Origin of the sequence: Lacrimispora sphenoides (genome assembly GCF_900105215.1) — a bacterium.
GTDB lineage: Bacteria > Bacillota > Clostridia > Lachnospirales > Lachnospiraceae > Lacrimispora > Lacrimispora sphenoides_A.
The window spans coordinates 705,964-729,365 of record NZ_FOIP01000002.1; the positions used below are offsets into that span (position 1 = coordinate 705,964).

Sequence of the window (23,402 nt, forward strand, 5' to 3'; positions counted from 1 at the left end):
GTTATTTCAGAATTTAGGTTCATTGTAACAAAAAAAGAATAGGGACTTTTTCTCTCCCTACTCTTATTTCATATACTCAATTTCTAGAATTCATCAGATTGTCTCATTATAGTGCAACCAACATTTTCAATACAAGATTTAATAGAATTTTCGTCCGTTGATTGATTATATCCAACTTCTATGGAACCTCTTGCTGCATCAATATTGACCATAGAAATTCCGTCTACTTTATCTAATGCATTTTTAAGCTGTGTTTTAATCTCCGAATTCTGTATGCCTGATATATCATAATGAATTTTGTTCATAAGTTAACTCCTTTACCGTTTAAATTTACTTTACGAAATATTTCAATGATATTGTCTAAGATTCTTTATCTTTCGAATTATCTGCCTTTAAACCGAATACAGCACGAGCGCTTTCTGCTTGTGGATTATGATTAATATGTTTTGAATGAAAAGTACCATCTTCCTTTTTATGATTCTTAGTACTTTTTTTTGAATTATCTTTACTCATGATTTGCCTCCTTTTCGTATATTACTTTTTTTAGTATGCCATTCCGCTATAAGTCTCATTCTTTAACTAGTTTCCATATCAACCAGAAAATTGTATTGTGCATGATCGATAGAGTGTTAAACCAGACTTTATATAAGCATATACTGAAAGACTAAATATTACCTATTTATATAATAAAGTAATTATTATGCTATTTTTTTGATATTAAAGAACTTATATATTCAAATATTAATTACATGAAATATCATAAGATTATTATTGTGAAAATTTAATAAATACACTTTTATCAAAATAAATGGTACAATGTGTGGTATAAAAGTTAATGCCGTACATAAATAGCGGAAAAGCGGCAGCGTATGGAAATTAGAAGGCCGGAAATATTCCGAATTATTATAACGGCGGTGTTGGGAGAAAAGAAAATAAAATAGAATATGAATGTAGGAGAGAAATATAAATCATGGGAGAGAAAACTCTAATTAATTGCAGCTGCTGTCATTCGGAAAAGAATTCCTGTAATACGGAAACTAATCATTTGTGTCCGGTATGCGGGAAAGAAGGTGCCCTTGTTAAAAACATCACAGTAAAGCATTTGATACTTGACGAATTAACAGGGCTGATCGGTGATAAGGATTATTTTTTATGCCTGAATGAGGACTGTGATATTACTTATTACAACAAAGAATCTAACATTGGATTCAATAAACAGCAAATAAAAGTACCAATATGGTTTAAGAAAGATGCAAATCCTAAATATGCATGTTACTGTAGTCAAGTTACAGAGGAACAAGTCATACATGCTGTTCTGGCAGATGGTGCTGATAGTATGGAGGAGGTTTTAAAGCTCACCGGAGCAATGAACGCTGCACAGTGCCAGAAGAATAATCCACTGGGTAAGTGCTGTCATCAAATTATTCAAGACGCAATTGATAAGGCACTATCCATGAAATAATCTTAATTAATGTTACCAGTTGTCTGTGCGGTAAACTATGAATAAGGTACTCAAATATGGTAACGGCGGCTTATAGAAGAAAGCTGCAAAGAAGTAAAACACAATTCTACAAAATATAAGGGGTGCTTGAATGGATATTGGTTCTGTTTGAGCACCTTTTTATTACGAAAACTTTTCAGGGCGGCAAATATAAATTCAGAACATAAAAAAACAAATACATGCTGCAGGCGATGAGGCAATTAACACGGTTGCCCGCGCCATTTCCAGGCGCATCCGCAAGGAGGATATGGTTTGCCGGTGGGGTGGCGATGAATTTCTTATTCTGTTTGCATGCGATGTTATGAACGCTGATGCAGTAATTAGTAATATACAGGAAGATTTAAAAGCAAAGGCTAAGAACGGTACCGGCCACTCATTATCCTTTAGTTATGGAATCGTAGATTTTACCATGTTTGATAGTGTGGAGGCTGCAATCGCCGCTGCTGACAGTTTTATGTACAATAATAAAAATTCCAAATATTCTCGGAAACCATCAGCTGTCGTGGGCTTAAATTTACAAAGTCATATCTCAAAATGAGCTTCTGGGAATACAGATCCTGATTTTAAATATTCTTTTTTCCTGATCCGGATCCGTTATTACCAGACCTCCAAGGCCTTCAACCGTATCCTTTATAATTCGCAGTCCAAATCCATGGATCTCCTTATCTTCCTTTGTAGTTGCCGGTTCTCCTCCTGATAGGGACAGTTTGCCGTTAAAAGAATTAGCTATCTCAATTGTCGCCCACTCCCGGCTTCCGGCGCCTGCGATTTCAATAAAGCGTTCTTTATCTGATATTTTACTGCAGGCTTCTATGGCATTATCGATTGAGTTTGAAAAAATACGGACAATGTCCAGCTCTGACATCCGTACATCTTTAGGAAGAAGTGCATGTGCTGAAAAACGGATGCTCTTTTCCCCGCAGGCATTGGCTGCGTCCTGCAGGATGGCATCCAGCAGGATATTATCAGAATAAGTTTTATGAATAAGTACCTCCCTTTGCATCGTATCTTGGATATCATCTAACATACGTGCCGCTTTCTCATATTCATTGTTGTTCATTAAGACTTTAACGGAAGTCATCATGTTCTTATAATCATGGCGGAATATGCGGTAGCTTTCCGTAAACTTACGGTACGCCTGATAATGCCGCATTTGTCTGGATAGCTGCTCCTGCAGCTTGCGGGTATGCAGCTCGTATTCAAGTAATTCTACCACCTTGGCAGTATGGTGAAAAACAAATTGCATACATAGCTTACTTATAATGCTGGCTCCCAAATATAAAGCAGAATACCAGGTTGATTTGATTTCATTATAATAGCGTCCGTCGTTAATAAACATAAGAAAAAACAATTGGCTAATCAGGCAGACGACGGTAAAACCAAGCTGCTCATTATTATTAAATGCATACCTGGCCTTGTTATCCGGAACAATTATCTTTCGGACAAACGTGATGCTTAGTATAGATAGTAGTACGGCTAACGCTGTTACCGCATTATAATATTTATCGTTCTGCAGGACATCCTGGATGCTGGTATGCAGAACCATCGAATAGATCGAACAGACAATCCCTCTGCTGCTATAGATAGAAAACATGTAGACGCTGCCGGCATAAATAATCTGTACCCGGTTTACACGAAACAGCAGAATTAAGTCTAACATAATCGAACCCATTATAAATAAGACTGCGATCCGATGATCCAGAAACAGATAGGCCGGTAAAGTAATGCTGATATTGATGAAAACTGCGGCCGCATAAAAAAACAAATGGTCTCTTTTTGCCGGAAACATATGTTTGAAATAGCTAAAATAATAGATATCATAAATAATAAGCATTAAAACAATTTCAAGCAGCTGCATGCTTATTTTTCCTCCTTTAAGGGGTTTTCATTTTAATCCTAATATAACACATTATACCTCTAATTTATATTCTGTCTATAATCATTTGCCTGTGCTACAATAACATCGAGTACACCATTTTCCTTGTTATGATTTTAACAAAAAAAGATGATTTAAGAGGCCGTTTGGAGGCATATGAAAGACAGCATCATAGTTGTCAGAAACATTCTAAAAGGTTGTGTAAAAAATGATTGACAGTGCCAAAATACTCTGATAATATCAATAATAAATAACGGATGATGAATCAGAGAGAGAGCACAAACCTGTGCCGCCGAAGGGGAAGGCAGAAACTCTCAGGCAAAAGGATCGGATTCGGACGTAACTCTGGAGAACATTTATGTACCGACGAAGTTAATCTTTCAGGTAAAAGGACAGAGGCAGACAGGAATATCCTATAGGAATATTTCTTTCTGCCTTTTTTTGTGCATATAAACGGATGATGTTCCTATATTATCATATAAAATATTTAAGGAGGATTAAAACATGGAACTAAAAACACCGCTTTATGAAATGCATCTGAAGTATCACGGCAAGATGGTCCCTTTTGCCGGGTATCTTCTTCCCATCCAGTATGAAGAGGGGATCATAAAGGAGCATATGGCAGTAAGAACAAGGGCAGGGCTTTTTGATGTTTCCCACATGGGGGAGATCATCTGTAAGGGGAAAGATGCACTTATGAATCTTAATCGGCTGCTGACCAATGATTTTACCGATATGGAGATCGGACAGGCAAGATACAGTCCCATGTGCAATGAGCACGGGGGAACGGTGGACGATCTGATCGTTTATAAGAAAAAAGAAGAGGAGTATTTTATCGTTGTTAATGCGTCCAATAAAGAAAAGGATTACCAGTGGATGCTGGAACATAAATTAGGAGAAGTGGTGTTTGAAGACATTTCTGATAAAATCACACAAATCGCTCTGCAGGGTCCCAGATCACAGGAAATACTTATGAAACTGACCACTGATATTCCTGAAAAATACTACCATGCAATTTTTGATGGAAAAGTGGCCGGAATTACATGTATGGTATCCAGAACCGGTTATACAGGGGAGGATGGTTTTGAGCTATATTTAGACAATGCATATGCTGAGACAATGTGGGAAACGCTCATGGAAGCTGGCAGGGAATATGAACTGATCCCCTGCGGGCTGGGGGCCAGAGACACTCTGAGGCTGGAGGCCGGCATGCCGTTATACGGACATGAAATGAACGATGATATAAATCCGGTGGAAATCGGTCTTGGGTTTGCAGTGAAGATGCAGAAGGAAGACTTTATCGGAAAAAGCCATTTGCCGAATAAAGATTCTCTCACAAGAAAACGAGTAGGCCTAAGGGTAACCGGACGGGGAATCATCCGGGAACAGGAAGAGGTTCTTGCAGACGGGAAGAAGGCAGGTTTTACAACATCGGGAACCCATTGCCCATATCTGGGCTATCCGGCAGCCATGGCTATCCTGGATAAAGAATATACAAAAGCAGGTACGAAGGTAACGGTAATCGTCCGGGGAAGAGAAGTAGAAGCGGAAGTGGTTACCCTTCCATTTTATAAAAAATCAAAATAATCCACAAGGAAAAGGAGAATTAATTATGAAAGTATTAGGGGATCTGGTTTACACTAAAACACATGAATGGGTGAAGTTTGAAGATGAAACAACAGCTTTGGTCGGGCTTACGGATCATGCCCAGCAGTCATTGGGAGAACTTGTTTTCGTCAATCTTCCGGAAGAAGACGACGAGACGACAGCCGGTGAAGTATTTGCCGATGTGGAATCAGTAAAAGCTGTTTCAGATGTATATTGCCCGGTAACCGGAGTTGTATCGGAAATCAATGAAGAACTTCTTGATGCACCGGAAAAGATCAACGAAGCTCCTTATGAAGCCTGGTTTGCAAGGATAACCGATATCACGGATAAAGAAGAATTCTTAAGTCCTGGAGAGTACGAAGAATTTGTAAAAAATGAAATCGAATAAAGGAGATCTGCATATGGGTTCATTTGTACCGGTAACTGATCAAGACAGAAAAGAAATGCTGTCAGCGATCGGTATTAATAGCGTAGAAGACCTTTTTGGGCAGCTTCCCCAGGAAGTTATTTTAAAGGAAGGATTGAATCTTCCCGGTGGAATGTCTGAAATGGAAGTATGTAAGAAGATGGAAGACATCGCAGCAAAGAATACGGTATTTCCTGTCATGTTCCGGGGGGCAGGTGCTTATAGACACTATATTCCCTCCATTGTGAAAAGCGTTTTATCCAAGGAAACCCTGTACACGGCTTATACCCCATATCAGGCGGAAATCAGCCAGGGTATTTTACAATCCATATTTGAATACCAGACGATGATCTGTGAGCTCACCGGAATGGACACTGCCAATGCCTCCGTGTATGACGGTGCGTCAGCGGCGGCAGAAGCGGTAGCAATGTGCAGAGACAGAAAGAAAAACAGGGCCTTTGTTTCTGCAGCGGTTCATCCTCAGGTGATGGAAACCATAAAGACCTATTGTTTTGGAAATGGGATGGAACTGACGGTTATTCCCGAGAAAGACGGCATAACAGATCTGGATTTTCTGAAAGAACATCTGGATAGCCAGGCCGCGTGTGTCTACATTCAGCATCCAAATTATTACGGAAGTCTGGAACCGGCAGAAGAGATCGGCAACATAACCAGGGAAGCCAATGCACGCTATATTATGGGCGTGAATCCTATTTCCCTGGGAATCATTAAGACACCGGCAGAATACGGTGCTGATATTGCAGTGGGAGAGGGGCAGCCCCTTGGACTGCCGTTGGCATTCGGCGGACCGTATATCGGTTTCATGTCATGTACGAAAGAACTGATCAGAAAGCTTCCGGGAAGGATCGTCGGGGAAACTGTTGATTCCAATGGAAAAACAGGATATGTCCTGACCCTTCAGGCAAGGGAACAGCATATCCGGAGAGAAAAAGCATTAAGCAACATCTGCTCAAACCAGGCACTTTGCGCATTGGCAGTGACAGTCTATTTATCTGCTATGGGAGCAGAAGGACTGAAACAGACTGCCATACAGTGTATGTCAAAAGCCCATTATATGGCTAAGCAATTGGAAGCAATCGGATATCCGGTTGTAAACTGCGGAGAATTCTTCCATGAATTTGTGACCACTTCAAAAATCCCGGCGGAACAGGTGCTGGGGATACTGGAAGAACATGGAATTCTTGGGGGCTATCCCTTAACCGGTGAAAGAGCCGGACAGATCTTATGGTGCTGCACGGAAATGAATGCAAAGGATGACATTGACCGTGTCATTGGCATTCTGAAGGAGGTGTAAGGTTATGCTGATATTTGAAAAAGGACAGGAAGGAAGAAAGATGAGCATTCTGCCGGAATGTGATGTGCCGGTGAGCCTGCCGGAAGAAGGCAGCCTTAGAAAAAAGAGCCTGAATCTTCCCCAAGTGTCTGAAAATGATATAAGCAGGCATTATACAGAAACAGCAAAAAAGGCATATGGTGTCAATGACGGCTTTTATCCTTTGGGTTCCTGCACCATGAAATATAATCCCAAGATCAATGAAGACATAGCGGGTCTTCCTGGCTTTAAGCAGATTCATCCGTTGCAGCCGGAGCATACGGTGCAGGGCTGCATGGAAGTATTAAAGACAGCAGAGAAGTACTTATGTGAGATTACTGGAATGAACCGTATGACCTTTCAGCCGGCAGCAGGAGCTCACGGGGAATTTACCGGACTTTTGCTGATAAAAGCATATCACGAAAGCCGCGGCGACAATAAAAGAACAAAGATCATAGTACCGGATTCCGCTCATGGAACCAATCCTGCCAGTGCGACAATGGTGGGCTATTCCGTAATTAGTATCCCGTCTGCAGAAGACGGCGGAGTGGATTTGGAGGAATTAAAAAAAGCGGTCGGGGAAGATACGGCCGGACTGATGTTAACCAATCCCAATACATTAGGACTTTTTGATAAAAACATACTGGAGATTACAAAAATCGTTCATGAAGCCGGAGGACTTAACTACTATGACGGAGCTAACTTAAACGCCGTTATGGGTATGATTAGACCAGGTGACATGGGATTTGATGTGGTCCATTTAAATCTCCACAAGACATTCTCTACTCCTCACGGAGGCGGAGGCCCGGGCAGCGGACCAGTTGGCTGCAAGGATCTTCTGGCTGAATTTTTACCGGGCAGTATGGTGGAGGAAGATAAGGGATATACGTTTCATCATCCTGCAAGTACCATCGGACAGGTGAAAAGCTTTTATGGTAATTTTTTAATTGTGGTCAGAGCCATGACATATTTATTTATGCTTGGAAAGGAAGGCGTTCCGGAAGCCTCAAAGCATGCCGTATTAAACGCCAATTATATGATGGCGCAATTAAAGGATGTTTATGATATGGCATACCAGGGACCCTGTATGCACGAATTTGTCATGAGCCTGGCAAGGCTTAAAAAAGAAACCGGTGTATCAGCCATGGACATAGCAAAAGGACTTTTGGACCATGGGATCCATCCACCGACCATGTATTTCCCACTGATCGTACCAGAAGCTTTAATGGCAGAACCTACGGAAACAGAGTCAAAAGAAACCTTGGATGAAGTGATATCTGTATTGCGCAGCCTCCATGAAACTGCAATGACTCATCCGGAAACTCTACATCAGGCACCCATCCATACACCGGTCACCAGACTTGATGAAGTAAGAGCAGCCAGAAATCCAAAGTTAAAGTACGACTTCTCAGATAAGGAAACGGATAAAGATGATACAGGAAATTAAATATATAGACGGAAGCAGCCATGACCCGTATCTGAATCTTGCAATTGAGGAGTATTTATTAGAAACAGCAGGGCGGGACACCTGTATCCTATATCTTTGGCAGAATGAAAATACCGTTGTAATCGGTAAAAACCAGAATCCATGGAAGGAATGCAGGATCCGGGAACTGGAGCAGGATGGCGGTCACTTGGTGAGAAGGCTTTCAGGAGGCGGCGCCGTATTCCATGACCTTGGCAATTTAAATTTTACGTTTCTTGTTAATAAGAAACATTATGATCTGGATAAACAGCTTGAGGTCATTTTGAATGGGGTCAAGAAACTGGGAATACATGCAGAAAAGTCCGGACGAAATGATATCACCGTATCAGACAGGAAGTTTTCCGGCAATGCCTTTTATACCAGAGGGGAGAAATGCTATCATCATGGGACCCTGCTGGTTCATGCAGATATGGAGAAGCTTTCTAAATACCTGCAGGTTTCAAAGGATAAGCTGGCATTAAAAGGAGTGGATTCCGTCAGATCCAGAGTAACCAATCTTTCGGAATACCGGGCTGATTTAACCATTGATATGCTAAAGGAAAAGCTTCTGGAAGCATTTGAGGAAACTTATGGACGTAAGGCGGTATTCTGCAGGCAGGAGGATTTAGACCAGGAAGCATTGTCTGAGGGAAGAAAGAAATTTTCTTCCTGGGATTGGCTGTACGGGCGCAACATGGATTTTCAGTACGAACTGTCCAAGCGTTTTGTCTGGGGAAATGTAATCTGGCAGATTCAGGTGAACAGCGGGATCATACAGGATCTGCAGTTGTTTTCCGATTCCATGGAACCGGATCTTATGGACCGGATCCCCGGGTATATAAAGGGAAGCAGATATGAGAATGAAGATATCTGCAATAAGCTGGATCAGGTGCCCGCAGAAACCCAGGCCCAGTCGGCCATGATAATAGACTTAAAAGAGTTTTTTGCTGCTGCAGAATTATAGAGACCAGGGAGGGATAGGATGGAAGAACGATATGATCTGCTAGTTATTGGTGCAGGCCCCGGAGGATATGTAGCAGCGATTAAGGCTGCAAAGCTTGGAATGAAGACGGCTGTGATCGAAAACCGGGAAGTGGGCGGTACCTGCTTAAACCGCGGCTGCGTTCCTGCAAAGGCCATGCTGCATGCTGCTAAATTATATCAGGAGGTCCTGACAGGAGAGAGATTCGGAATCATCTCAAAAGAGGTGAGTTGTGATTATGGAAAAGTGATGTCCTATAAAAATGAAACTTCCGAAAGTCTCAGACTTGGTGTGGAACAGCTTCTTAAGGGAAATAAAATTGATCGGATACACGGGACAGGAACACTGACCAAGGATGGAAAGGTCAGGGTCAAGACAGAGGAAGGGGAAGAACTCCTTCAGGCAAAACATATCCTGCTGGCAACAGGATCGAAACCAGCCATTTTGCCTATAGAAGGAATCCGTCTTCCCGGTGTCATGACCAGCGATGAGTTGTTTCAGCTTGATCATGTACCGGAAAACCTGATTATTATAGGCGGAGGAGTCATTGGGGTGGAGTTTGCCACTGTATTCGCTTCCTTTGGCTCCAAGGTCACCTTGCTGGAGGCGGAAGATAGACTTCTGCCCGGTCTGGATAAAGAAATCTCACAGAATTTAAAGCTGATTTTGAAAAAGAGAGGCGTTGACATTCATACCAGAGCATTTGTCCGGAAAATTGAAAAAGAGGGCAGGGATTTTATCTGCACCTATGGGGAGATGGCAAAAGACAAAGAAAAGATTGAGGTCATAAAGACGCCATACCTGCTTTCTGCCACCGGACGCATTCCCAATACGGACGGACTGCTGGAGGAAGAGGCCCTGCTGGAAATGAACCGGGGCAGGATTGTGGTAAAGGAAAACTTTGAAACAAGTATGCCGGGTGTGTTTGCGATCGGAGACGTGATCGGAGGCATCCAGCTGGCCCACGCTGCAAGCTCCCAGGGCATCTGTGCTGTGGAACTTATGAACGGGAGAGAGCCGTCCATCGATCTGTCGGTTATCCCGTCATGTGTTTATACGGATCCTGAAATTGCATGCGTCGGTATAACAGAAGAGGAAGCAAAAGGGAAAGGAATTGAGACCGTTACCGGGAAAACCTTAACCCATGCCAACTGTAAATCCTTTATAACAAAGGAAGAGAGAGGCTTTGTTAAAGTTGTAACAGATAAGGAAACGGGCGCATTGCTGGGAGCACAGATGATGTGCGCCAGGGCTACGGATATGATTGGAGAGATGGGAACTGCCATAACCAATAAACTTACTGCAGAGCAGATTTTAAAAGCTATGCGGGCTCATCCTACCTATAATGAATCCGTAGGGGAAGCGCTTGAGGATTGTATTGGCGGAGCGATTCATGCGCTGCCTCGCAGGTGATTCGTTTCAGGAATTTTAGCTATATTTATTAAATAGGAAGGTCACCTGGTAAAAATTTAGGATCAATAATGAAGGTACATTTTCTGTTAAGAAGATGTACCTTTTATTAATGCTGTAAGTGTATTGCTTTGTTTTCAAACTCCACTATGGTATAATGGTTTATCAGAAAACACATTGCAAAACAGCAGAAAATATCATGCAGCCCCTCCATTGTTTCGGTAAACTAAAGAAAACGAATACAAGGAGGAATCAATACTATGCTAAAAATACAAACCTATACCGCAGAACTTGTCGGTACAAGCTATGAAATTGGATATCAGTTTGGAAAATTGACCGCTGCAATTCCGCAGCTGCAAGCAACACATACTGCCGGAATGGAGGACTTTGGACTAAAGCAGGCTGAGGAGGCGGCAAAACTTTTTGACCGCTGGTGTCCCGGTCTCACAGAAGAGCTTTGCGGTTTTGCTGATGCGCTGAAGGTAAAACCTGAGCAGGTGTTTTTTTACGGAATGACCTTTCTGCTACCCCGGTGCAGTCATATTGCACTGCTGCCAAGCCGTACTGCCGAGAGGAAACCCCTGCTCGCCCGCAACTATGAGTTCAGTCACGAAGCTGAGGATTTCTGTCTGATTAAAACCAGCGTGACAGGAAAATACTCGCATATGGGTACCAGCGTACTCCACTTCGGACGGGATGATGGCTTTAACGAACACGGCCTCGCCGTCACGATGAGTTCCTGTGGCTTTCCGGTAGGGGCTCTTCCATATATGCGATCACCGAAGTTTAAAGGTCTCCAGTTTTGGGCGGTTACCCGCGCTCTGCTGGAAAATTGTAAGGACGTAATGGAATCACTCGAATATCTGGAAGGGATGCCCATCGCCTACAACCTCAACATGCTTCTACTAGATAAGGCAGGCAATGCCGCTCTGGTAGAAACGATGGATGGCCGCACTGCTGTCAAGCAGATTAATCCAGATTCCCAAGAGCAGATGCTGTATGCTACAAACCATGCACTTTTTCCAGATCTTCAGTCGATGGAACCACAGGTGATGGCGCATTCAGCAAGACGATACGAATATATCGAAAAAAAGATTGCACATAAAAGCGAAATAACGCAAGCACAGCTCAAGGAAATGCTGTTGGCTAAGTATCCGGAAGGCCTATGCTGTCATTACTTTGAAGAGTATTTCGGAACCACTAAGAGCATGGTGATTTCGCCATCAGATGGTATCATTAACCTTTGCTGGGGTGGCCGATCCGAAAATGGCTGGCATACCTATGATATTAACAAACCATTAGAAGATGGTATGCAAGCTGTGGAGATCAATTTGGAGAAAGCGACACCAGGCACTTACGATTGGCAGCCGCTGACTTAAAATCGGAAGGAGGATTGCTGTGAATTATCGAAAATCATTGGAGCAGGCGGTTATATACATTGAAAACCATCTGGGATACAATATCATGGTCGAGGAGGTGGCAAAGGCTGCCGGATATTCTTATTATCATCTAAATCGACAATTCACAGCGATCCTGGGTGAAAGTATAGGCAGCTACATCAAGAAGCGCCGTTTGGCTGACGCATCAAAGAAGCTTCTCTATACCGATCTTAAAATTATAGATATTGCGATTGAATACGGTTTTGATTCTCCGGAAGCTTTTAGCCGTGCATTTAAAGCAATCTATAAGGTCAGTCCTCAGAGCTATCGTCAAAACCGTCTGGACATCTTCATCGGCGGTAAGGAACGTTTGGATACAGGATTGTTGGATCATCTGGCCCGTAATGTGACTGTCCATCCGCGGATCGTTGAACTGTTGGAGATCAAGGTCGCGGGGATTCGGGGAAAAACCACCTTGCGAGACAACCGTCTGCGAGAACTATGGGATAGGGCTAATTCTCTATATCGACAAATTCCCAACCGAATCCCAGGCGGGAGATCCTTCGGTATCTGCGAGGCATGTGCAGAAAATACGCTGTACACCATGAATGACGATATCCTTTTCACCGAAGTAGCGGGAACGGAAGTATCGTCTTTTGAGGGACTAACCGAACCCTTTGTACAGAAGGTAATCCCTGGGGGACGCTATGCGGTTTTTACACACCGAGGTACTCTGCGGATGCTGCCTCAGACCTTTGACTACATCTGGAGCACATGGTTTCTCACCACAAAAGAAGAATTAGACTGGCGGGAGGACTTCGAGCTTTATGATGATCGCTTCCTAGGATATGATCATCCGGACTCTGAAGTGGATTTGTATATTCCAGTAAGATAGACAGCTACGAACAGTGGCTATTCCGAACGCTCTTGCGAGTTAATTTCTTAGTTTAACGGTCATTATGCATGGTATGAATCCAGTGTATAATGACCGTTTTTAGATTCGGTCCGCAGGTTTTGTAGTTATGGCATAAGTTCCTTAAAATACTGTCTGGGTGATTTCCCTTTGTATTTCTTGAAAGTCTTAATGAAATAACTGATATCGTTAAATCCGCAGGAAAGGGAGATTTCTGTTATGGAGTCATTGGTGGTTATCAGCTGATAGCAGGCCCGTTCAATGCGATAATAATTTACATAATCGATAGGTGTCCGGGAAGTCATTTCGAAGAAGAAACGGCAGAAATATTTAGGAGACATTCCGGCAATTTTTGCTAAATCATTCAGTTCTATTTTATAGGAGTAATTATGATCAATATAATCCAATACATTTTTTAAAAGGTAAATGTTCTTGTGCTTGGAACGTTCCGCCTGGTCAGGGATGACATAGCGGTTTTCAGAATAGATAAACCCTATGATCTGATTTAATAACCCAACGGCAATTAACTCTTGTCTGGCCGTTATACACCCCATAATCTGAAAGGAATCTTCCATGAGGGAATAGATTTTATTCTTTGGATCATATGGATAGTACTCATCTAATCTCAGTTCAAATCTATTTAATTTGTCCAAAAAGGGAGAAGCAAAGGATTTCCCCAACAGGAGGCTGCAGGGGAAAACAATGCACTCATAAGTACAGTCATGAGGTATGCCTCCGTGCAGACAGCCGCTGTTGACGATGAGGATATCTCCAGGCAGGGCGAGCCGGCTATTCTCATCAATCGTCACCTCGAACTCCCCTTCTATAATATGAATAAGTTCCAGCTCTTCATGCCAGTGATAGGGCATTGTATATTGCGGATGCAGATGATTCACATAGTAATAGCCAACAGGAAATTCAGATGTACCGTGACTTTTGTTTTCTTTATATTTAATATATTGCATGGCTTTCACCTCTTTCGATCTGGAGTTGAGTGAAGGTCAATAGTTATAATTGGTATGCAGTAAGCAAACAGTAATATCTTTTGATATTATAATACCAACAGAATTAAAAAATCAATGATATTTTAGATAAACATATGAATATTATCATACTTTTTGCAAATATCAGCCAAGAATCATCGGGCCCAATATGATACACTACAGTTAGAAATAATCGTTTTCTAACGCAAATAGAAGGAGGAAGGAATATGGCAGTGAGCAGATTAATTGGAGGCTACCCGGTGATAGGTATTCGGCCTGTGATTGATGGAAGAAGAGGATACTTGAAAGTAAGGGAATCGCTGGAAGACCAGACCATGAATATGGCTAAGGCAGCGGCAGAGTTGTTCCAAAGTAACATTTGTTATTCCAACGGGGATCCTGTAAACGTAGTGATTGCAGATACCACCATTGGTGGTGTGGGCGAAGCAGCCGCTTGCGCGGATAAATTCCGCAGGGCAGGTGTGGATATTACCCTGACGGTGACCCCATGCTGGTGTTATGGGGCAGAGACAATGGATATGGACACGAAAACCATCAAAGGGGTATGGGGACTTAATGGAACAGAGCGTCCGGGTGCTGTATATTTGGCTTCGGTGCTGGCGACTCATGCTCAGAAAGGCCTTCCTGCTTTTGGGATTTATGGACATGATGTGCAGGACGCCGATGAAACAGGGATACCTGAGGATGTGAAAGAAAAGCTGCTCCGTTTCGGCCGTGCAGCCGTGGCAGTGGCTACCATGAGAGGAAAATCCTATCTCCAGATTGGTTCTATCTGTATGGGAATCGGCGGATCCATCATTGATCCATCTTTCATAGAAGAATACTTAGGCATGAGAGTTGAATCTGTGGATGAAGTGGAAATCATCCGGAGGATGACAGAAGGCATTTATGATAAAGAAGAATTTGACAGGGCGATGGCATGGACAAAGAAAAATTGTGTGATAGGCTTTGACAAAAACCCGGAAGCGGTACAAAAGAGTCAGGAAGAAACAGAGAAAGACTGGGAATTTGTAGTAAAGATGATGTGCATTATCAAGGATCTGATGAATGGCAATCCGAATCTGGAAAAAGGCTTCGAAGAAGAATCCTTAGGCCACAATGCAATTGCTGCAGGATTTCAGGGACAGCGCCAGTGGACGGATTTCTATCCCAATGGCGACTTTGCCGAGGCCATGCTTAATAGTTCCTTTGATTGGAATGGCGCCAGGGAACCATACATATTGGCTACAGAAAATGATGTTTTAAATGGGATCGGTATGCTATTCTTAAAACTTCTTACCAATCGGGCACAGATTTTTGCAGATGTTCGTACCTACTGGAGTGAAGCAGCCATAAAACGTGTCACAGATTATAACCTGGAGGGACGTTCAAAAGAAGCCGGTGGGTTCCTGCACTTAATAAATTCCGGGGCCGCTTGTCTGGATGCCAGTGGAAAGGCTGTGGATAAAAGCGGAAACCGCATGATAAAGCCTTGGTTTGAGGTGACGGAAGAAGACCAAAAACAGATATTGGAAGCGACCACATGGAATCAGGCTGATTTCGGATATTTTAGAGGCGGCGGATTTTCTTCCCGTTTTCTTACTGACTGTGAGATGCCAGTGACCATGATCCGTTTAAACCTGGTCAAAGGCCTTGGGCCATCTCTGCAGATTGCAGAGGGGTATACGGTTCATCTGCCGGAGGAAGTGTCGGATGTTCTTTGGAAGAGAACCGATTATACATGGCCTTGTACCTGGTTTACTCCGATTATCACAGGCCAGGGTGCATTTGCAAGTGCTTATGACCTGATGAATAACTGGGGCGCAAATCATGGGGCAATCAGTTATGGACATGTGGGAGCTGACCTGATCACCTTGTGTTCCATATTAAGAATTCCTGTCAGCTTGCATAATGTTCCGGAAGAAAAGATCTTTCGACCGGCCGCATGGAATGCTTTTGGTATGGATAAAGAGGGGCAGGATTACCGGGCATGCCAGACATACGGTCCTCTTTATAAATAAGATGGGGGAAATTATGACTCAAAAACAAGTATTGGCAGCGGATCTTGGAGCGTCCAGCGGGCGGGTCATGGCAGGGAGATATGATGGCAAACGAATCACATTAGAAACGATCCATCGTTTTTCAAATGATCCGGTTACTATGGGGGATACGATGTACTGGGATTTTCCCCGATTGTTTTATGAGATAAAACATGGACTTTTAAAGGCCAAAAGCTATGGCGGATTTGGCAGTATCGGAATTGATACATGGGGTGTGGATTATGGCCTTCTTGATTCTAAGGGAAGGCTCTTGGGCAATCCGGTCCATTACCGGGATAACCGTACGGAAGGTTATCTTAAAAAAAGTGAGCAGATGATCGATAAAAAAAGATTTTATGAGATTACGGGTAATCAGTTCATGGAAATCAACACGGCGTTTCAGCTCCTGGCTTATAATGCGGATTCGCCCGAACTCCTTAAGCAAGCAGACACCCTTTTACTTATGCCGGATTTATTCCGCTATTTTCTTTCAGGGGAGAAAAATAGTGAATGCTCCATCGCATCAACAACCCAGCTTTTTGATATGAGGGAAAAACAATGGTCATGGGAAGTGATAAAGCGGCTTAATCTGCCGGAAAGATTGTTCACACCCCTGGTGCCTTGGGGATCCGTAAGCGGAAAAGTAAGCAGCTCGATCTGCGAAGAGCTTGGAATACTGCCGGCGAATGTCATTGCAGTCGCCGGCCATGATACACAGAGCGCTATGGCAGCAATTCCGACACAGGAGAAAGATTATATCTTTCTAAGCTGCGGGACCTGGTCCATTCTGGGAACAGAACTTGATTCACCAGTAATCAGCGAAAAGTCGCTGAAATATAACATAACAAATGAGCTTGGGGTGGAGGGAAAGTATTCGTTCCTTAAAAATATCATTGGACTTTGGCTGGTACAGGAAAGCCAGAGACAGTGGCTCCGGGAAGGAAAGAACTACGATTTTGCCGGGTTGGAGGAGATGGCTTCTAAGGCTGAGATATTAAAAAGTTTTATTACGCCGGAGGCTCCGGAGTTTCTACCGCCGGGTGATGTACCAGAACGGATTCGCAGTTTTTGCAGAAAGACCGGTCAGCCGGTACCGGAGACAGAAGGGGAAATCATTTGCTGCATAAACCAAAGTCTGGCTATGGCCTATAGGAAAGCTCTGGATGAAATTGAAGAGTGTACGGGAAAAACATATTCCATGATTTATCTTGTGGGAGGAGGCGCTCAGAGCAGGCTGCTTTGCCAGATGACTGCTGACGCCTGTAACTGCACGGTGGTTGCCGGCCCAATAGAAGCAACTGCATTTGGTAATGTGATGGTCCAGTATATAGCGGATCATGAGTTTGCGGATTTGCAGCAAGCAAGAAAGGTACTGGCGGAATCTGTGGAGCCGATCCTATATGAACCAAAGCATACAGAACGGTGGGAAGAGGCGTATCAGTGGTACCGCGGGAATCTCTAAGAAAGGAAGAACGATGATAGATAGCCAATATAAAGAATTAAAAGAGCAAATTTGTGATATCTGCCACAAGATGTGGCAGTTAGGCTGGGTGGCAGCCAATGATGGAAATGTTTCAGTTAAACTGGATGATGAGAGCTTCCTAGTGACGCCTACCGGCATCAGCAAAAGCTTCATTACGCCGGAAAGGCTGCTTCGCATTGATGAGAATGGAAATGTTTTAGAAGGAATTGATGGATTTCGCCCGTCTTCTGAGATAAAAATGCATCTGCGCTGTTATAAAGAGAGAGAGGATGTAGGGGCCGTTTTACATGCCCATCCACCGGTAGCAACAGGATATGCAGTGGCCGGCAAATCCCTGGACGAATACTCCATGATTGAGACCATAATTGCATTAGGCTCCGTACCGGTCACCCCTTATGGAACTCCATCCACATATGAAGTGCCGGATGCGATTGCACCGTATCTGGAAAATCATGATGCCGTATTGCTGCAAAATCACGGTGCTCTGGTGGTAGGAGCTGACTTGCTCACTGCTTATTACCGGATGGAAACCCTGGAACTGTTTGCAAAAATCAGCCTGAATGCCCATTTGTTAGGCGGAGCAAAGGAAATTTCCGAGGAGAATATCGACCGGCTGATTTCCATGAGAGAAGGCTACGGAGTAACAGGAAGACATCCTGGTTACAAAAAATATAATAAATAAATGGGGAGGCAGGTATGCTGAAAGGAATTCCTCCGGTTTTGTCGCCGGAACTTCTGAAGGTATTGTGTGAGATGGGGCATGGAGACGTGCTTGTGATTGCTGACGGTAATTTTCCCGCTGAATCAGTTGGAAAAGACGGGAATGTGATTCGTATGGATGGGCATTCCGTCCCGGATATTCTGGAAGCCGTGCTGTCAGTATTTCCTCTTGACCGCTATGTAGAACAACCGGTACACTTAATGAAAGTGGTGGAAGGCGATCAGACGGAAGTTCCGATCTGGGAAGATTATAAACGGATAATGAAGCAAAAAGAGGGACTTGGTGAGGAAGCAACAGGGTATCTGGAGCGTTTTGATTTTTATCGGGAGGCGAAGAAAGCCTATGCTGTAATCGCAACAGGGGAACAGGCCTTGTATGCCAATATCATGCTGCAAAAAGGAGTTGTAAAATAATAGAAATTTTACTTAATAAATGCAGTATGGGATGATATAATAAAATAGAAGCAACTGGTAAAAACTGTACTGATTGTCTTATAGTACAGTTTTTGTCTGACGTTGATTATTTAGTAGAGGAAAATGTTGATGGGAAATCCAAGTGATTTAACAAAAAGAATGCTTCCGGCTCCAGTTGGCGGAGGCTTTCGGATGGAAGGATACTGGGTATGGTGTGGATCTGTGATCAAAGGGGAAGATAACCGGTATCATATGTTTGCATCGCGCTGGCCAAAATCACAGCCGATGCATCCGGGCTGGCTTTCCCTGTCGGAAATTGTACGTGCCAGTTCCGATACGCCGGAGGGACCATATCAGTTTGAAGAGGTAATACTCCCGGCCAGAGGAGCCGAGTATTGGGATGGGAGGATGACACATAATCCTCAAATTATAAAATGTGGAGATACATACGTATTGTATTATACAGGTTCCACCCATCCATTTCCGGATTTAAAAGAGGGAGAGCGGTTGGTCCACAACGACTATCGTTCGATTGTAGCCCGTGCGAATAAAAGAGTTGGAATTGCAACTGCAAAAAACATCTTTGGACCATGGACACGTTATGATAGCCCGATACTTCCAACCAGGCCAGGACATTTTGACAATTTCCTGACATCGAATCCGGCACCATGCATAGAAGAAGATGGTTCGGTCGTTCTGCTTTTCAAAGCGAGGTCATATAAACCGATGCCATATACAGGAGATACGTATGGACAGATGACTATCGGAGTGGCAATGGCAAAGGAAGTTTCCGGACCATATCAAGTGATGCAGGAAAGACCATTATTTGTAGATGAATCCATAGAGATTGAGGACCCGTTTATCTGGAAGGAAGGTCCTTACTATCAGATGATTGCAAAAGACATGCATGGAAACATATGCGGTGAAAAATATGGAGGGGTCCATGGCTATTCCAAGAACGGACTTGATTGGACTCTTAACATGGGAGAACGGATCTATTCCCGCCAGGTGTTATGGGATGATGGAAAAGTTCGCCAGATGGGTAATTTAGATCGTCCCTTTATCTTATTTGAAAACGGTACGGCAACCCATATGTTCTTTGCAACGAGCGACGGGACAGAAAGCTTTTTTGATGCGGAAAACACCTGGAATATGGTGATCCCTTTAAAACAAGATTAAAATATTTATTCTGCCTTATAGAAGGCTTTCTTAGAAAGGAGCAATTAGAATGGAAGATTTTATGGATTTATGCCTTCGCAGGCAAAGCTGCAGAAATTTTAAAGATCAGTCAATAGAACATGAAAAGCTGGTTAAATGTGTTGAGGCGGCCCACCTGGCACCTTCCGGCTGTAATGGTCAGCCCTGGAGCTTTGTGGTAGTCGAAAATCCGGAACTTATGGAAAAGATAGCGGAAACTGCACAGCAGTTGGGGAATGGATTTGCTTCTAAAGCACGGGCGTTCTTTGTTGTGGTTGAAGAACACGCAAATTTAATGCCTCATGTAAAAAGCCTTGTGGACAGCCAGTATTTTGCTCCCGGGGATATTGGAGCAGCAATGGCTTATCTTTGCCTAGAAGCCGAATCACAGGGAATCGGTACTTGTATATTGGGAATGTTTGATAGAGAAAAAGTTGCTAAGCTGCTGGATATTCCGTTGGAAAAGCATATCTGCGGGTTAATTGCAGCTGGATATCCTGTTGATCAGTCGGTACGGAAGAAAACCCGCAAGTCACTTGATGAAATTGTCAGGTTTGTTTAAACATCTAATTCTAAAAGTCAGTATATTGCCTATGGCATTGTACTGACTTTTTCTTTTGCCAACACGAAGGTGATGTAGGAGACAGGGGGATTATTAGGTATCTCAGATTTTCTTAACATCTTCTTTATACATATTTCTTTTATAATTAATACAAATAAATAAAATAATGATAAAAAAGGAGAAAACTATGTTAGAAAATTGTAGTTTTGCAATCAATTCCCCGAGAAAGATGATTATTTCTTATCTACCAAAACCATTTAATATAAAATATTTAAAGAAAACCCAATTATAGATATAATTATTAACTTTAATAGGCGCACAATCGTGTAATAATACAAACAATTAGGAGATGATCGTTATTAATTATATTACTTACATAATAAGCAATTTAACTATATCGGAAATAATAATGATAATTTTGGCGCTTGCCCTTGCATATATGGCGGTTGAAAAAAGATATGAGCCCCTGCTTCTTCTTCCATTGGCATTTGGAATGCTCATTGCCAATATACCGAATGCGGGTCTGTCCTCTTATGATGAAGGAGGACTGATTTATTATTTATATAAGGGCATTGAGCTTGGTATTTATCCTCCCATGATTTTTATCTGCATTGGTGCAATGACAGATTTCAGTCCTTTAATATCATCACCTAAGACAGCATTAATTGGTCTTGGAGGTCAGGTTGGTATTTTTGCGGCGATGTTTGGAGCTTTAGGTTTAGGACATATAATTTCTTATTTTGTTCCCGGTTTTGTGAACTTCACCATGCAGGAAGCGGCAGCCATCGGAGTAATAGGAAGTTCAGACGGTCCGACTTCTATTTATATCACAAAGCAGCTGGCAAGTCATCTGCTTCCCACAATCACGATCGCAGCGTATTCCTATATGGCTTTAGTTCCTCTTATTCAGCCGCCGATCATGAGAGCACTCACCACTCAAAAAGAAAGAATGGTAATTATGCCTATTCCGAAAGAGGTGTCCAGGAAAAAGAGAATTCTTTTTCCTATTGCAACTACTTTGTTAGTTCTAATCTTTGTACCCTCCGCTGCTACATTAATATCAATGCTGATGCTTGGCAATCTTATCAGAGAGAGCGGTGTGGCAGAAAGGTTAGTCAGAATGCTTGAGGGCGATTTACTGAATCTTCTTACCTTATTAATTGGTTTATCCATTGGAGGAAGTGCAACCGCTGGGAGGGTATTAAATATTAAAACAGTTTTTATTATTATCTTAGGTCTTTTTGCATTTATCATGGGGACCGCAGGAGGAGTACTGGTAGCTAAAATTTTATGCAAATTGACAGGAGGAAAAGTAAATCCCCTCATTGGAAATGCAGGAGTATCTGCGATGCCAATGGCTGCCAGAATATCACAAAGATTAGGTCACGAATACGATCCGACAAACCATCTTTTAATGCATGCAATGGGACCTATTGTTGCAAGTACCATAGGTTCAGCAATTATAGCAGGAATTTTTATTTCCATGTTCGGATAATAAATTAATGATAGCTAAAATAGCTAAAACAATGGTATACTAGTCATATAAGCAACGAGCACTGCCAAATGAGGCAGGAAAAGATTTTTTAATAACATATGAAAAAGTGTAGGGTGACTTGAAGTGAATAAGAAAAGGGCTAAAAATATTATTTTCTCTTTCTGCATTCTTTGCGGTACATTACTTATCTGCGAAGTTCTTTACCGTAATAATTTTGGATATCAGAATATAAATATTGTTATGGCTATGGCAATATTTATTATTACAGCTGTTACAGAAGGATATATTTATGGAGTATCATCAGCAGTTATAGGGGTATTTACTTATGATTTTCTCATAACTTCTCCAAGATTTGGTTTTAGTTTTACTGTGAACTTTCCGGTAACTCTTATTGTACTGCTGCTAGTTGTTTTAACAAGCAGCATTATTACAACCAGCATTAAGAAACAGGCGGAACAGGCAAGGCAGAAGTGTCAGCATGCTGAACTGCTATACAGTATTAACCGGAAGCTTCTTTCTACAAGGGATCTTGATACGATTATAAGGTACTCGATGGATTACTTAAAGGATGAGTTAATGCATTCTGTAGCTTTTTTTGAAGATATCAAACCTAATGGAAAGCTGACTCCTTACTTCTTATATGAAGAAGAAGATGTTGGGATTGAATTTTTTAAGAGAGAGGAAGTATTCAACTTCGTAAGGCTTGCTTCGGATAAGCAGGAGGCTGTGGAGGATAAAGACTATGGCTATTTTTTGCCTATCATGACTCAGAACATTACTTATGGAGTATTTGCTTTTTCTTTTAGTGAGAAGGATTTGAACAAGAAGCAAAAGATGTTTCTGGAATTAATTGCGGAGCAAACGGCTCAGGCACTTAGAATGTACCGGCTTATGTCAGAGCAGCAGGAAACTAAGGTAATGATGGAAACGGAAAAAGTAAAGAACAGCTTTTTAAGGAGTATATCTCACGATTTAAGAACCCCGCTTACCGGTATTATAGGTGCCAGCTCTACTTTACTGGAAGAGGGGGATAAAGTTCCTTATGAAGTACGGGCCAAACTGGTAGAAGGGATACAAAATGATTCCCAATGGCTTTTAAACATGATTGAAAACATATTGTCCATTACAAAAATTCAGAATAATGATATGGTGATTGATAAATCCGAAGAAATCGTTGAAGAGGTGATAGAAGGGGCCGTCTTAACTTTTCACAAGCGCTTTCCTAATACTAAAATTACGATTAATCAGCCTGATAATGTGATTTTACTTCCCATGGATATTATGCTGATCTCTCAAGTCCTTACTAATATTCTGGAAAATACACAAAGACATGCAGGGGGCCGGAGATCGGATGTGACGTTAGAGGTAAAAGAAGAGGGTGATTTTGTGCGTTTTATCATAACAGATACAGGTCCGGGAATAGATCCAAAGATTCTTCCTATGCTATTTAACTTTACGATTACGCAGGAGAACCCATATAAAGATTCAAGACGAAATTTGGGAATCGGGCTCTCCATTTGTAAAACCATAATCGGAGCCCATGGAGGAGAAATACAAGCAAATAATCGGCCGGAAGGCGGAGCACAATTTGCGTTTACGTTACCGTTTGATGAATAGTAATGATTTTTAAAGATTG

General features: G+C 42.4%; 22 protein-coding genes and 1 riboswitch. Of the genes, 18 read left to right on the forward strand and 4 right to left on the reverse strand.

Annotated features, from left to right (window positions below; translation table 11 throughout):
- Positions 1 to 83: 83 nt before the first annotated feature.
- Positions 84 to 305 carry a heavy metal transporter gene (locus BMW45_RS20050; RefSeq protein ID WP_092248138.1) on the reverse strand — a complete coding sequence of 74 codons (222 nt, stop codon included), beginning with the start codon at positions 303 to 305 and terminating at the stop codon, positions 84 to 86.
- 55 nt (positions 306 to 360) lie between these two features.
- On the reverse strand, positions 361 to 513 hold the full coding sequence (locus BMW45_RS28005) for a CPC_1213 family protein (RefSeq protein WP_166433431.1): 153 nt from the start codon (positions 511 to 513) through the stop codon (positions 361 to 363).
- Between the two features lie 457 nt (positions 514 to 970).
- Between BMW45_RS28005 and BMW45_RS20055 the strand changes: the two genes are divergently transcribed.
- A complete protein-coding gene (locus BMW45_RS20055) occupies positions 971 to 1,462 on the forward strand; it encodes a Csac_0668 family 2Fe-2S cluster-binding (seleno)protein (protein WP_092248141.1) in 492 nt (163 codons plus the stop codon).
- A gap of 214 nt (positions 1,463 to 1,676) precedes the next feature.
- Positions 1,677 to 2,039 carry a GGDEF domain-containing protein gene (locus tag BMW45_RS20060; RefSeq protein WP_278320820.1) on the forward strand — a complete coding sequence of 121 codons (363 nt, stop codon included), beginning with the start codon at positions 1,677 to 1,679 and terminating at the stop codon, positions 2,037 to 2,039.
- Here BMW45_RS20060 and BMW45_RS20065 read toward each other — a convergent pair.
- On the reverse strand, positions 2,031 to 3,359 hold the full coding sequence (locus BMW45_RS20065; RefSeq protein WP_092248147.1) for a sensor histidine kinase: 1,329 nt from the start codon (positions 3,357 to 3,359) through the stop codon (positions 2,031 to 2,033). The two genes, BMW45_RS20060 and BMW45_RS20065, sit on opposite strands and share 9 nt — an antisense overlap.
- Before the next feature lie 275 nt (positions 3,360 to 3,634).
- Positions 3,635 to 3,717, forward strand: a riboswitch (glycine riboswitch).
- Positions 3,718 to 3,881: 164 nt separating this feature from the next.
- Here BMW45_RS20065 and gcvT point away from each other — a divergent pair.
- From gcvT to BMW45_RS20105, 8 genes are all read left to right on the forward strand, one after another.
- On the forward strand, positions 3,882 to 4,964 hold the full coding sequence (gcvT, locus tag BMW45_RS20070) for a glycine cleavage system aminomethyltransferase GcvT (protein WP_092248149.1): 1,083 nt from the start codon (positions 3,882 to 3,884) through the stop codon (positions 4,962 to 4,964).
- 25 nt (positions 4,965 to 4,989) lie between these two features.
- Entirely contained in the window at positions 4,990 to 5,373 is a 384-nt protein-coding gene (gene gcvH / locus BMW45_RS20075; RefSeq protein WP_025232366.1) for a glycine cleavage system protein GcvH, read from the forward strand.
- 13 nt (positions 5,374 to 5,386) lie between these two features.
- Entirely contained in the window at positions 5,387 to 6,706 is a 1,320-nt protein-coding gene (gene gcvPA / locus BMW45_RS20080) for an aminomethyl-transferring glycine dehydrogenase subunit GcvPA (protein WP_025232367.1), read from the forward strand.
- 4 nt (positions 6,707 to 6,710) lie between these two features.
- Positions 6,711 to 8,171: an aminomethyl-transferring glycine dehydrogenase subunit GcvPB gene (gene gcvPB, locus BMW45_RS20085; protein ID WP_092248152.1), complete on the forward strand. Its 1,461-nt coding sequence runs from the start codon at positions 6,711 to 6,713 to the stop codon at positions 8,169 to 8,171.
- The gene (locus BMW45_RS20090) at positions 8,155 to 9,153 is read left to right on the forward strand and encodes a lipoate--protein ligase (protein WP_092248155.1); all 999 of its coding nucleotides are present in this window, start codon (positions 8,155 to 8,157) and stop codon (positions 9,151 to 9,153) included. Before gcvPB ends, BMW45_RS20090 begins: the two co-directional genes overlap by 17 nt.
- 18 nt (positions 9,154 to 9,171) lie before the next feature.
- Positions 9,172 to 10,584 carry a dihydrolipoyl dehydrogenase gene (gene lpdA / locus BMW45_RS20095; RefSeq protein ID WP_092248158.1) on the forward strand — a complete coding sequence of 471 codons (1,413 nt, stop codon included), beginning with the start codon at positions 9,172 to 9,174 and terminating at the stop codon, positions 10,582 to 10,584.
- Between the two features lie 257 nt (positions 10,585 to 10,841).
- On the forward strand, positions 10,842 to 11,960 hold the full coding sequence (locus BMW45_RS20100) for a C45 family autoproteolytic acyltransferase/hydolase (protein WP_092248161.1): 1,119 nt from the start codon (positions 10,842 to 10,844) through the stop codon (positions 11,958 to 11,960).
- 19 nt (positions 11,961 to 11,979) lie between these two features.
- Positions 11,980 to 12,855, forward strand: a complete 876-nt coding sequence (locus BMW45_RS20105; RefSeq protein WP_092248164.1) for an AraC family transcriptional regulator — start codon at positions 11,980 to 11,982, stop codon at positions 12,853 to 12,855.
- Between the two features lie 125 nt (positions 12,856 to 12,980).
- Here BMW45_RS20105 and BMW45_RS20110 read toward each other — a convergent pair whose 3' ends face one another.
- Positions 12,981 to 13,838: an AraC family transcriptional regulator gene (locus BMW45_RS20110; RefSeq protein WP_092248167.1), complete on the reverse strand. Its 858-nt coding sequence runs from the start codon at positions 13,836 to 13,838 to the stop codon at positions 12,981 to 12,983.
- 245 nt (positions 13,839 to 14,083) lie between these two features.
- Here BMW45_RS20110 and BMW45_RS20115 point away from each other — a divergent pair, with 245 nt between their 5' ends.
- The 8 genes from BMW45_RS20115 to BMW45_RS20150 all read left to right on the forward strand — a co-directional run bounded on the left by BMW45_RS20115 (position 14,084) and on the right by BMW45_RS20150 (position 23,383).
- Positions 14,084 to 15,877 carry an L-fucose isomerase gene (locus BMW45_RS20115; RefSeq protein WP_092248170.1) on the forward strand — a complete coding sequence of 598 codons (1,794 nt, stop codon included), beginning with the start codon at positions 14,084 to 14,086 and terminating at the stop codon, positions 15,875 to 15,877.
- Positions 15,878 to 15,890: 13 nt separating this feature from the next.
- Positions 15,891 to 17,357 carry a rhamnulokinase gene (locus BMW45_RS20120; protein WP_092248173.1) on the forward strand — a complete coding sequence of 489 codons (1,467 nt, stop codon included), beginning with the start codon at positions 15,891 to 15,893 and terminating at the stop codon, positions 17,355 to 17,357.
- A gap of 13 nt (positions 17,358 to 17,370) precedes the next feature.
- Positions 17,371 to 18,060, forward strand: coding sequence for a class II aldolase/adducin family protein (locus BMW45_RS20125; protein ID WP_092248176.1), 690 nt, complete (start codon positions 17,371 to 17,373; stop codon positions 18,058 to 18,060).
- Positions 18,061 to 18,074: 14 nt separating this feature from the next.
- Positions 18,075 to 18,512, forward strand: coding sequence for an RbsD/FucU family protein (locus tag BMW45_RS20130; RefSeq protein WP_025232377.1), 438 nt, complete (start codon positions 18,075 to 18,077; stop codon positions 18,510 to 18,512).
- Positions 18,513 to 18,641: 129 nt separating this feature from the next.
- Complete coding sequence (locus BMW45_RS20135) at positions 18,642 to 19,691, forward strand: glycoside hydrolase family protein (RefSeq protein WP_242883178.1); 1,050 nt, start codon at positions 18,642 to 18,644, stop codon at positions 19,689 to 19,691.
- 49 nt (positions 19,692 to 19,740) lie between these two features.
- Positions 19,741 to 20,271 (forward strand): nitroreductase family protein, encoded by a 531-nt coding sequence (locus BMW45_RS20140; protein ID WP_092248179.1) that lies wholly within the window; start codon positions 19,741 to 19,743, stop codon positions 20,269 to 20,271.
- A 409-nt stretch (positions 20,272 to 20,680) separates the two neighbouring features.
- Positions 20,681 to 21,766 (forward strand): sodium ion-translocating decarboxylase subunit beta, encoded by a 1,086-nt coding sequence (locus BMW45_RS20145; RefSeq protein WP_207649117.1) that lies wholly within the window; start codon positions 20,681 to 20,683, stop codon positions 21,764 to 21,766.
- A gap of 123 nt (positions 21,767 to 21,889) precedes the next feature.
- The gene (locus BMW45_RS20150) at positions 21,890 to 23,383 is read left to right on the forward strand and encodes a sensor histidine kinase (RefSeq protein ID WP_092248185.1); all 1,494 of its coding nucleotides are present in this window, start codon (positions 21,890 to 21,892) and stop codon (positions 23,381 to 23,383) included.
- The last annotated feature ends 19 nt before the right edge of the window (positions 23,384 to 23,402 follow it).

What these genes read in the sequence shown, in the direction of transcription:
- BMW45_RS20050 (WP_092248138.1), bottom strand. Translation starts at nt 305, where the DNA reads ATGAACAAAATTCATTATGATATATCAGGCATACAGAATTCGGAGATT.
- BMW45_RS28005 (WP_166433431.1), bottom strand. Translation starts at nt 513, where the DNA reads ATGAGTAAAGATAATTCAAAAAAAAGTACTAAGAATCATAAAAAGGAA.
- BMW45_RS20055 (WP_092248141.1), top strand. Translation starts at nt 971, where the DNA reads ATGGGAGAGAAAACTCTAATTAATTGCAGCTGCTGTCATTCGGAAAAG.
- BMW45_RS20065 (WP_092248147.1), bottom strand. Translation starts at nt 3,359, where the DNA reads ATGCAGCTGCTTGAAATTGTTTTAATGCTTATTATTTATGATATCTAT.
- gcvT (WP_092248149.1), top strand. Translation starts at nt 3,882, where the DNA reads ATGGAACTAAAAACACCGCTTTATGAAATGCATCTGAAGTATCACGGC.
- gcvH (WP_025232366.1), top strand. Translation starts at nt 4,990, where the DNA reads ATGAAAGTATTAGGGGATCTGGTTTACACTAAAACACATGAATGGGTG.
- gcvPA (WP_025232367.1), top strand. Translation starts at nt 5,387, where the DNA reads ATGGGTTCATTTGTACCGGTAACTGATCAAGACAGAAAAGAAATGCTG.
- gcvPB (WP_092248152.1), top strand. Translation starts at nt 6,711, where the DNA reads ATGCTGATATTTGAAAAAGGACAGGAAGGAAGAAAGATGAGCATTCTG.
- BMW45_RS20090 (WP_092248155.1), top strand. Translation starts at nt 8,155, where the DNA reads ATGATACAGGAAATTAAATATATAGACGGAAGCAGCCATGACCCGTAT.
- lpdA (WP_092248158.1), top strand. Translation starts at nt 9,172, where the DNA reads ATGGAAGAACGATATGATCTGCTAGTTATTGGTGCAGGCCCCGGAGGA.
- BMW45_RS20100 (WP_092248161.1), top strand. Translation starts at nt 10,842, where the DNA reads ATGCTAAAAATACAAACCTATACCGCAGAACTTGTCGGTACAAGCTAT.
- BMW45_RS20110 (WP_092248167.1), bottom strand. Translation starts at nt 13,838, where the DNA reads ATGCAATATATTAAATATAAAGAAAACAAAAGTCACGGTACATCTGAA.
- BMW45_RS20115 (WP_092248170.1), top strand. Translation starts at nt 14,084, where the DNA reads ATGGCAGTGAGCAGATTAATTGGAGGCTACCCGGTGATAGGTATTCGG.
- BMW45_RS20120 (WP_092248173.1), top strand. Translation starts at nt 15,891, where the DNA reads ATGACTCAAAAACAAGTATTGGCAGCGGATCTTGGAGCGTCCAGCGGG.
- BMW45_RS20125 (WP_092248176.1), top strand. Translation starts at nt 17,371, where the DNA reads ATGATAGATAGCCAATATAAAGAATTAAAAGAGCAAATTTGTGATATC.
- BMW45_RS20130 (WP_025232377.1), top strand. Translation starts at nt 18,075, where the DNA reads ATGCTGAAAGGAATTCCTCCGGTTTTGTCGCCGGAACTTCTGAAGGTA.
- BMW45_RS20135 (WP_242883178.1), top strand. Translation starts at nt 18,642, where the DNA reads ATGGGAAATCCAAGTGATTTAACAAAAAGAATGCTTCCGGCTCCAGTT.
- BMW45_RS20140 (WP_092248179.1), top strand. Translation starts at nt 19,741, where the DNA reads ATGGAAGATTTTATGGATTTATGCCTTCGCAGGCAAAGCTGCAGAAAT.
- BMW45_RS20145 (WP_207649117.1), top strand. Translation starts at nt 20,681, where the DNA reads ATGATAATTTTGGCGCTTGCCCTTGCATATATGGCGGTTGAAAAAAGA.